Here is a 7,078-nt window from a genome sequence, read left to right as displayed (position 1 = left end):
GTTATATAGTGTATTTTGTCGAATAGTTTTAATTTAATAAAGAGAATGATTGGAGCGCTTATACTTGAAAAAAATAAAGAAACTATCAATCCCTAATGATGCTAGAGTTATCGTCATATCGGATATTCATGGAGAATTAAATCTTTTAAAAGAAGCACTACATAAAGTTAACTTTAAAGATGAAGATTATTTAATTATTAATGGAGATCTTTGCGAGAAAGGACGAGATAGCGTAGGCGTAGTAAACTACGTTATGAATCTTGTAAAGAACAATTCAAAGGTTCACGTTGTTGAAGGGAATTGTGAAGTTTTAGTTGATGCTCTTCTAAATGAAAATCCTGGTCTTATTAATTATTTATGTACGAGGAAGCATTCAATTTTTAATGAATGGCTAGAGCAATTGGGTTTTTCAGTTAATGAGGGCACTTCAATTCGTGAAGTGAAAGAAGCATTGTTAAGTGAATTTTCACAAGAACTATATTGGCTAACAGAGTTGCCAACGGCGATTGAAACAGAAGATTATATTTTTGTGCATGCCGGTCTAGAAGATAGAGTAGATTGGAAAGAAACTGAGCGCAAAAATGCGATAGCAATGCCGGAGTTTTTCAATCAATCACATAAAGCAAATAAGTATGTAATAGTCGGTCATTGGCCTGTCGTGAACTATTCTGAAGAAGCACCGTCTAATAATCCAGTTATTGATAAGGAGAAAAAAATTATTGCAATTGATGGAGGAAATGCAATTAAAGAAGCAGGGCAATTAAACGTATTTATTATTCAGAGGAAACAAACGGGCGATACGTTTTCTTATACATATGTAGACTATTTTCCAGAGTACGAAGTAATAGCGGATTTTAATGCGAATTCAGAAATGCAGGGCGGAGTGACATATCCGTATTATTACATAGAGCCTATCGAGAAGATGCAAGATTACACCGTATGTAAACAAAAGGAAACGAATAATGTGCTCACTGTAAAAAATGAATATATGAAACAACTTAAGTCAGGTGAATATACAGTGAAAACCGATATTTCTTGTGCGCAAATAAGCGTTAGGAAGGGAGATATCGTTTCTCTCATTGATGATAGCTGTTCAGGATATGATTTAATTAAAAAAGATGGCGTAGAGGGTTGGATAGAGAAAGGGATTTTAGTTGAGATAGAAAAAGTGAAAAATAAAACATTAAGCTGAAATAGGAGGGATATAACCTCCTATTTTTTTAAAGGAGTAGATTGCTTGCTGTCTTTAATAAGTAAATAAATCGTACTTGGCAGAATGATAAGCGTCATTCCTAAAAGAATTGCTAGTATGCCATAACCTCTATAGGGAGCAGAAACGATAAAAGGAAGTATCGCTAAAAAAATACCTGCTATCATCATTGAAATACTACTAATATTTGAAGCTCTTTTTTCAAGGTACTTATCATTCCATTCTAATGAAACGGTTGATTTAGTCGTATCAATTTTGGAACTGAAATAACCTATTAATATAAATAAAAGCCCTAATGCTAAAAATATGAAATGATCAAGAGGAAGTGAAAAGCCAAGAGCGATGAGGGCGATGACAATATCGACAAAAAATAAGAATAGTAACATTGTGTTGCCGATCCAATGGAGAAATTTCTGGTTACTCGCTGCTTTAGATAAAGCTAAAAATACAAAGAATAAGAAGGAACATATAATTATATTTACGATTACAAAAGTGCTTTTATCCATTGTTGATGTAGGCGTTCCATTAAAGTCCCATTTCGTAACAATATTTGATGGTAAGAAGAAATATAGAATAATATTTGTCGTAACAATAGTGAGAAATAAAGCAATACTAAATCGATTCTTCACTGAATCACCAGCTTTCTAAATCAATAATTGTTATCTAATAACAAAATTATACAATATAATAAATGATATTAGTTTTGATTTTTCTGAAAAAATATTATAATTATATATGAAATAAAGAGGAATGCAGGAGGGAATTATGCAAAACGTTGTATTAAAGGGGAAGAAAGTTACAATTCGTACAATAGAAGAATCGGATATAAAAACATTATGGAATATCATATTTAAAGAAGAAAGCCCAGAATGGAAGAAATGGGATGCGCCATATTTCCCGTTCTCAATGCAAGAATACTCTTCCTATAAAGAGAAGATGCAAACTCGTTTGAAAGAAGAACCACTGTCAAATTTAATTATAGAAAATAACGGTCAAATCATTGGGACAGTCGGGTTTTATTGGGAATACAAACCGACGTGTTGGTTAGAGATGGGGCTTGTGATTTATGACCCAACATACTGGAATGGTGGATACGGTACAGAAACATTGACATTATATAGAGATTTGCTATTTGAAAAAATGGAGATTGGTAGAGTAGGAATCACGACTTGGTCTGGCAATGAACGAATGATGAAAGTAGCGGAGAAAATAGGAATGAGCTTAGAAGGTAGAATGCGAAAGTGTCGTTATTATAACGGAACATACTATGATTCTATTCGAATGGGCATGATTCGTGAAGAATGGGAAGCACTATGTGTAATGAAGGGGTGAGAAAGATTGTACGCTATTATTGCTACATTTGATCGTGTGTTTACTAATAAAATTACAGAATTGCAAAATGAATTAACAAATGTAATTGGAACAAATCAATTAGCTGGAGTAGAACCTCATATAACGATTGCGGATTATAATGAGTTAGATGTCCATTTGTATACTGAGAAACTAGGGAAGTTTGTAGCTATTCAAGAAAATATGGACGCAGTAACTTTTCCTTCTGTTGGAATTTTTCCTACTAATGGAACGGTCTTTCTAGCGCCGACCGTTACTGATGAATTGTTAAAACTTCATTATTCTTATCATGATTATTTTAAAACTTTTCATGACAACCCAAATTCATATTACGTACCGGGAAAATGGGTTCCGCATTGTACAATTGCAAATAGATTACATACAAAGCAGTTTTTAAGTGTAATGGAATATATTTATGGAAAGTTTGATTTTGCAACAGCTTCAATTGAGAAATTAAAATTAATTAAGATGAATTATGAAAATGGTTTTGCCGTTTCTTCTAGTATATTAGCAGAATATAATTTAAAGAGAATGGAGACATCGAGATGACATATATAATTAGAGAAATGAAGCAAGAAGACATTCACGCTGTACAATCAGTAGCAAAAATAGCTTGGCATGATACATACGAAGGCATTATTCCAAGAGAAATTCAAGATAGCTTTTTAGATGAGGCATACTCTGATGAAAAAATGAAATATCGTCTTAAAAATACACATTTATTCGTTGCGGAAGAAGAAGGAGAAGTAATAGGGTTTGCGAACTTTTCACCTGTTAGACTACAAAACGAAGCGGAATTAGGTGCGATTTATCTGTTACCAGATCAGCAAGGAAAAGGGATCGGAAGTGCTTTATTACAAAAAGGAATTAAAGCATTAAATGGGATACGGAAATTGTACATACATGTAGAAGCAGCAAATGAAAAAGGAAAACGCTTTTATGAAGCGAAAGGTTTTGCTGAATTAGAGCAATTTGAAGAAGACTTTGAAGGACATATGATGCAGACAGTAAGGATGGTTTTATACGTATAAGGAGAACTAGTAATGAAAATTTTTGATTTTAGTGAAAAAGTAGGAAAGCACCTATCAGTATTTCAATCTAATTTCATCATGTCGAAAATAGTAAACCATCGAGGAAATATACATATTGGTGCTATGCATTTACACGAGAATGGAATCATCGGTAATCATGAAGCAGTTGTATCTCAACTGCTTCTTATTGTGGAAGGAGCTGGATATGTATGTGGGGTAAATAAAGAAAAGATAAAGATAGAGGCGGGACAAGCTGTGTTTTGGGAAAAGGGAGAGCTCCATGAAACAAGTACAGAACACGGATTAACAGCAATTGTTATGGAAGCGGAGAATCTTGAACAAGCGATAGTAATGCCTATTATTCAAGGGGAGTTGTGAAAAATGATTGTTAAGGCGAATCAAGAAGATACCAATGAAATATTAAAATATTCGGCTCAATCGCTTTTTGAAGGGACGAGAGGGAATTGTCAATTAAGTACCGAGAAAGCAATTGAGATTACAAAGCCGATTGTAGAAAAAGGAGCATACTATTTAATCGTTAAAGAAAAAAATAAAGTAATGGGATGGATATTAATAGGGGAAAATACAGACTATTTTTCTCGTGAAAAACTTGGATTTATATATGAATTGTACGTTTTCCCAGAATATCGCGGGAGAGGATTATCGCGAGAACTGATGGAAGCTGGTATTAAGGAATTAAAGGAGAAGTATTCAGAAATTCGGTTGAATGTATTTGCTGGGAATTTTGCAAAAGAGATGTACGAAGAGTTTGGGTTTGTTGAAAGGCAGGTAATTATGACTTTGAAGTGAGTAGAATAGTCTGAATGAGAGAAGAGAAAATAATGATTTAGTGGCTACTTTATCGCTGGAATTTAAAGCGAATAAGTATAAAATAGATGGTTTGCCTTTATTTTATAGTAGATTTATAGAGTGTGCTTAAAAACAAATAAATTAGTATTATACAATATATCGTTATTATAGTAAAAGAGAAATTTTGGAAAAATATCATTTTTTTGTTTAGAAATTTTTAAATTATTGATATAATCAATTTGTAGAATTGATTATTGGTTAATTTTACTATTTTTTAATTTTAAGGGGGATTTAATAATGGCAGGACAAATTCGTATGTCACCAGAGGAGCTTAAATCGAAAGCGACTCGATATGGACAAGGTGCAAATCAAATTGAGGACATTTTACGTCAACTACAAAACTTACAAAATGAATTAAGAGGAGAATGGGAAGGTCGTGCTTTCGAAGGTTTTGACCAACAGTTCAATCAATTAAAGCCAAAAGTACAAAACTTCGCACAGCTATTACAAGAAATTAATATGCAGCTTAATAAAACTGCAGAAGCTGTTGCTAGACATGACGAAGATCTTTCTCGTAATTTCGGTCTACAATAAGACAGATAAAAAGAAATATATAATTTAGCCATGCAACCATACGTTGTATGGCTAAATTACTTTAAAACTAGAGTAAGATACGAAGTCTTTCATTAGATAGACTCGCAGTCGCAGGAGTGATAAGTAGTGAAAAAGTTCAAATGGAGCATCTTGTTGTTTATTATTTTAGCTCTTGTACTATCAACAGGGGTCTCCTATTTAGCATTAAATCAAAATGTTAAGAAAGCTAATGAGAATACTACACCAAAAATGACAGTTGCGTTGGTAAATGAAGATCAGGGCACTGTATTTGAGGGCAATAAAATAGCGTTTGGAGATCAATTTGTTAAAAATGTAAATAAAAATACGAAACAAGAATGGTACGTAGTTAGCCGCGGGGTAGCAGAAAATGGATTGAAAAATAATAATTACAATATGATGATTGTTATTCCAAATGATTTTTCTAGGAAGGCAGTTGCGATTGATTCAGAGATTCCAGAGAAATTAACGTTAAACTACAAAGTAAATGCAACTGGGAATAAGGATTTGAAAGCTGAGGCAGAAAATACAGCTTCTGTTATTTTAGAAGATTTCAATAAGCAAATAATCGACGTTTATTTTGCGAGTATTATCGGTAAGCTACAAGGTGCACAAGATAATATAGGTAAAATAATTGAAAAAGGAAACGTTCAAACAACTATGTATAAAAAAGATATACATAGTCCGTTAGCAAATTACACAAATCAATTTAAAACAGTACAAGATTATACAGGTGTTTCTGTTAATAGTTTCAAAGGATTTCAGGATGTTTTAAAAGGTTTCGGTCAAGCGTTAGATGAAGGGAATAAATCTAACAGTACGTACTTAGATGGTTTTAATAACTTTCAAAAAATGCAAACTGATAACAATTTATTAGCGAATAATTTCACAAATCAATTTAATCAATATATGAATGATATGAATACAGGCGATGCTTTAAAGCAATTAAGTGCATTGGAATCCGCTAATAAAAGTATTTCAAATCAATTTACGTTTTCAGAGAAAGAACCAAATATTTTAACTGATGCTGCAGCAGTTCAAAAATATTTAGCAGATGTAAAAAAACAAGTATCTGAATATGATACAGAACTTGCAGGAAAGTTAGAAAGTGATATTCAAGAGACGGTAATTAAGAAGTTAAAGCAATCTATGTCGAATGATGGAAAGCAAGAAATTTTCATAAATACATTAATGAAACAACCAGATGCTCGAATAAAGAAACAAATCGAGAATTTAATTGCGAAATTACCTAGTTTAAACATGGAAGAAATCGGTCAAAGTGATTTGCCAGATGCAACGAAATTACAACTGCAAAATGTAATTCAATTTACAAAAAAATATAATAAAGAAAATAATTTTTATTATGATCCTGTAAATAAAATATCTTTAGGAAACGCTATTAAAGAAGTAAAGGATAGACTTTATAAGGATGGAACTACATTTAGTGATACTGCGAAAGTAATTAAAATGGAATCCCCGCAAATTTTGAAGATAAAGATTCCAGAAGAATTTGAACTAGATGGAAGTACAGGATTCTTACATATTGATGGTGAGGATCGTACAAGTGATTTTCTTCAAAGCGAAGAAGGAGAAATTACAATAGCTCCTCGTAATGAAGGGGATATAAAGATTGATCTGCATGTGAAGTTAAAAGATCCAAACATCAATATAGATGTTTTCTCTCCTGTAATGTGGCAGTGGGAATTGAGTGGGACTCATAAAAAAGAAACTAGTCCTGAAAAAGAAAAACCTAACAAAGAAGATAAAGGAACACAAACGGAAAATAGCAAGGTGGAAAATGTGGTTCATAAATCACAGTATGGCATAATGCCGTTAGTACACAATGCTAAAACGCCTATTATCAAAAAAATGGAAAACACAACAGGCAATAATGAAGGAAACCAAGGAGGCGGAACAGGGAAAGATAACGGAACTGAAGGAAACCCAGGAGGCGGAACGGGAACAGACAACGGAACTGGAGGAAACCCAGGAGGCGGAACGGGAACAGACAACGGAACTGGAGGAAACCCAGGAGGCGGAACGGGAACAGACAACGGAACTGGAG

Annotated in this window: 9 protein-coding genes; 8 read left to right on the top strand and 1 reads right to left on the bottom strand. The window is 33.1% G+C overall.

What is annotated here, in order from left to right; all coding sequences use genetic code 11:
* The first annotated feature begins 64 nt into the window (after positions 1–64).
* Entirely contained in the window at positions 65–1,192 is a 1,128-nt protein-coding gene (locus GBN78_RS27615; protein WP_000721387.1) for a metallophosphoesterase, read from the top strand.
* Positions 1,193–1,212: 20 nt separating this feature from the next.
* Here GBN78_RS27615 and GBN78_RS27610 read toward each other — a convergent pair whose 3' ends face one another.
* Positions 1,213–1,839: a DUF1648 domain-containing protein gene (locus GBN78_RS27610; RefSeq protein WP_009326850.1), complete on the bottom strand. Its 627-nt coding sequence runs from the start codon at positions 1,837–1,839 to the stop codon at positions 1,213–1,215.
* A gap of 136 nt (positions 1,840–1,975) precedes the next feature.
* Between GBN78_RS27610 and GBN78_RS27605 the strand changes: the two genes are divergently transcribed.
* The 7 genes from GBN78_RS27605 to esaA all read left to right on the top strand — a co-directional run.
* Complete coding sequence (locus GBN78_RS27605) at positions 1,976–2,542, top strand: GNAT family N-acetyltransferase (protein ID WP_152127922.1); 567 nt, start codon at positions 1,976–1,978, stop codon at positions 2,540–2,542.
* 6 nt (positions 2,543–2,548) lie between these two features.
* Complete coding sequence (locus GBN78_RS27600; protein WP_000270888.1) at positions 2,549–3,109, top strand: 2'-5' RNA ligase family protein; 561 nt, start codon at positions 2,549–2,551, stop codon at positions 3,107–3,109.
* Positions 3,106–3,591 carry a GNAT family N-acetyltransferase gene (locus tag GBN78_RS27595; RefSeq protein ID WP_000221048.1) on the top strand — a complete coding sequence of 162 codons (486 nt, stop codon included), beginning with the start codon at positions 3,106–3,108 and terminating at the stop codon, positions 3,589–3,591. The genes GBN78_RS27600 and GBN78_RS27595 overlap by 4 nt, the downstream gene beginning before the upstream one ends.
* A gap of 12 nt (positions 3,592–3,603) precedes the next feature.
* Complete coding sequence (locus GBN78_RS27590) at positions 3,604–3,969, top strand: cupin domain-containing protein (protein ID WP_000688082.1); 366 nt, start codon at positions 3,604–3,606, stop codon at positions 3,967–3,969.
* Between the two features lie 3 nt (positions 3,970–3,972).
* Positions 3,973–4,401, top strand: a complete 429-nt coding sequence (locus GBN78_RS27585) for a GNAT family N-acetyltransferase (RefSeq protein WP_000635650.1) — start codon at positions 3,973–3,975, stop codon at positions 4,399–4,401.
* A 297-nt stretch (positions 4,402–4,698) separates the two neighbouring features.
* Entirely contained in the window at positions 4,699–4,995 is a 297-nt protein-coding gene (locus GBN78_RS27580) for a WXG100 family type VII secretion target (RefSeq protein WP_000918601.1), read from the top strand.
* 126 nt (positions 4,996–5,121) lie between these two features.
* Positions 5,122–7,078: type VII secretion protein EsaA (gene esaA / locus GBN78_RS27575; protein WP_152127921.1), on the top strand; the 1,957-nt coding region annotated here is incomplete at its 3' end.

It is taken from the genome of Bacillus sp. B2-WWTP-C-10-Post-4, assembly GCF_009183805.1.
Classification (GTDB): Bacteria; Bacillota; Bacilli; order Bacillales; family Bacillaceae_G; genus Bacillus_A; species Bacillus_A cereus.
The sequence above is the reverse complement of the archived record's forward strand: the minus strand, read 5'-3'. Positions and strand labels throughout refer to the sequence as shown.

Coding starts and splice junctions, on each gene's coding strand:
- GBN78_RS27595 (WP_000221048.1), top strand. CDS start 3,106: ATGACATATATAATTAGAGAAATGAAGCAAGAAGACATTCACGCTGTA.
- GBN78_RS27585 (WP_000635650.1), top strand. CDS start 3,973: ATGATTGTTAAGGCGAATCAAGAAGATACCAATGAAATATTAAAATAT.
- GBN78_RS27590 (WP_000688082.1), top strand. CDS start 3,604: ATGAAAATTTTTGATTTTAGTGAAAAAGTAGGAAAGCACCTATCAGTA.
- GBN78_RS27580 (WP_000918601.1), top strand. CDS start 4,699: ATGGCAGGACAAATTCGTATGTCACCAGAGGAGCTTAAATCGAAAGCG.
- GBN78_RS27605 (WP_152127922.1), top strand. CDS start 1,976: ATGCAAAACGTTGTATTAAAGGGGAAGAAAGTTACAATTCGTACAATA.